Origin of the sequence: Schnuerera sp., from assembly GCF_035459645.1 — a bacterium.
Classification (GTDB): Bacteria; Bacillota; Clostridia; order Tissierellales; family Tepidimicrobiaceae; genus Schnuerera.
Map to the genome: position 1 here is coordinate 1 of NZ_DATHXO010000523.1, position 1,674 is coordinate 1,674.

The 1,674-nt window shown below is 29.4% G+C and carries 1 protein-coding gene and 1 pseudogene; both read right to left on the reverse strand.

Annotation, left to right across the window (positions count from 1 at the left end; translation table 11 throughout):
- A pseudogene (locus tag VK998_RS12215) lies at positions 1 to 1,363 on the reverse strand (hypothetical protein); the annotation flags it as partial.
- Entirely contained in the window at positions 1,363 to 1,527 is a 165-nt protein-coding gene (locus VK998_RS12220; RefSeq protein ID WP_325228749.1) for a hypothetical protein, read from the reverse strand. The gene VK998_RS12220 and the pseudogene VK998_RS12215, both read right to left, overlap by 1 nt.
- Positions 1,528 to 1,674: the final 147 nt, after the last annotated feature.

Here is a 1,674-nt window from a genome sequence, read left to right on the forward strand (position 1 = left end):
TATCTTCACCTAAACCTAATCTGGTTCTATTTTCCCATTCTCTAGCCACCTCATTTGCCTTATTCAACTCATTCCTATCTATGGAGAATAATATACCATCTGTGTTAAAGTTGATTGGTTTAAAGCTCTCACATTCAGCCTTTATACCAAATAGTAAATCAGTCATTACCAATTGTCCTGTAATACATACGCTTCTACCCATTAAAGGGTCATATAGGTCATTGTATTTATTTAACATTGCTCCATAAGTAGTATTTAATATTAATTTTCTACTATCTGATACTGCTTTATTACCTTCAGCTTTAGCTTTCATTCTCACATCATATATTTCTTTAAACTCCTCTGGATTAGGAACATTTCTACTTAGGAAATCGTATTGTATCATTACAGATGGATATAGGGAATTAACATCCCATAAGAGAATTATTCTATCATCTGTACTCTCCTCAATATATTTTGGAATACCAGCGTGTACTCCACCCCAAGCGTACACATAATCCATATCTGGTTGAAAAATGGTTAGTTTTCCAGAATAATACATATGAGTTTTATTTCCTTTTTCATCTGTAAATATTTGTTTCGGTTTCTCATACTTTTTCGTTTTCGGATTATAAACCTTACCTTTAAATAATTCTTCGTCTGGAATAGACTCATCATACATTCTGGAATAAAAATCCCTTATTACTTTTGGTATTCTTTCCCAATTTATAACCTTTGGAGGAACATAATTTCTTTCATCATTTCTTAGAATTTTATCAGCTTTTAAAATTTGAGCTGTTAATTTAGCATTAGTCATTCTTAGAGATTCGGTATCATCTAATCCTATTAATCTTCCAACATCCACTTTAGGTTTTAAATAATTACGTTTCCTTTCATGGAATAATCTTTCAGTAGCGTCAACATCGGCTTTATTGTACAATCTTATTTCCTCTATTTCCTCATCTGTTAATGGTCTATCTATATCAAATGGTATAGAAGATTCCTCAATATTCATTCCCAAATTACCTTCAATCACTTTTAAAGATAAACCCATATATAAATCATCTCTTAAATCAAAACTATCAAAGTTTTTCCAATGTCCTTGTAGAAATGGAAATTCCCATGGTAATTTCTTTTCCTCAATTATCCAGTCGTTTAATTTCTTTAAAGTATAGTTATCTGCTCCAACTAATATTGCTAATAATATATAGTCATCATACATTTTAGAGTTGAAGCCACATAAAATAATATTTTTCTTTCTCATAAAATCTCTAACACCATTGTTATCATTATGGTAAAACCAATATTCTCCAGTTTTTAAACTTTTAAATGTAACAGTCCAATCGTACTTAAATACCTCAAGGTCATAAAATATAATATCCATTATCTCCACCTTCCTGTTTTTTCAAACCATTCCCAGTCTCTTAATTTTATATATTGTTTGACTAAAACTTCTAATTTTTTATCTTTAGAATTAATTTCTTGAAGTCTATTATATTCTGTTATTTTATGTTCAAGAATATCTTTATAATTCATTACATTATTCATTTAATCACCTCGTAATCCCCTGTTAAGAAATCCACCTTTCTAACACATTCTACATACCTTCCATTATGAAATACTAACAAATCTTTTGTAATATCTATTAACTTACCTGTAAATTTTCGTTTACCATCTATTCTGGTAAATTGAGCG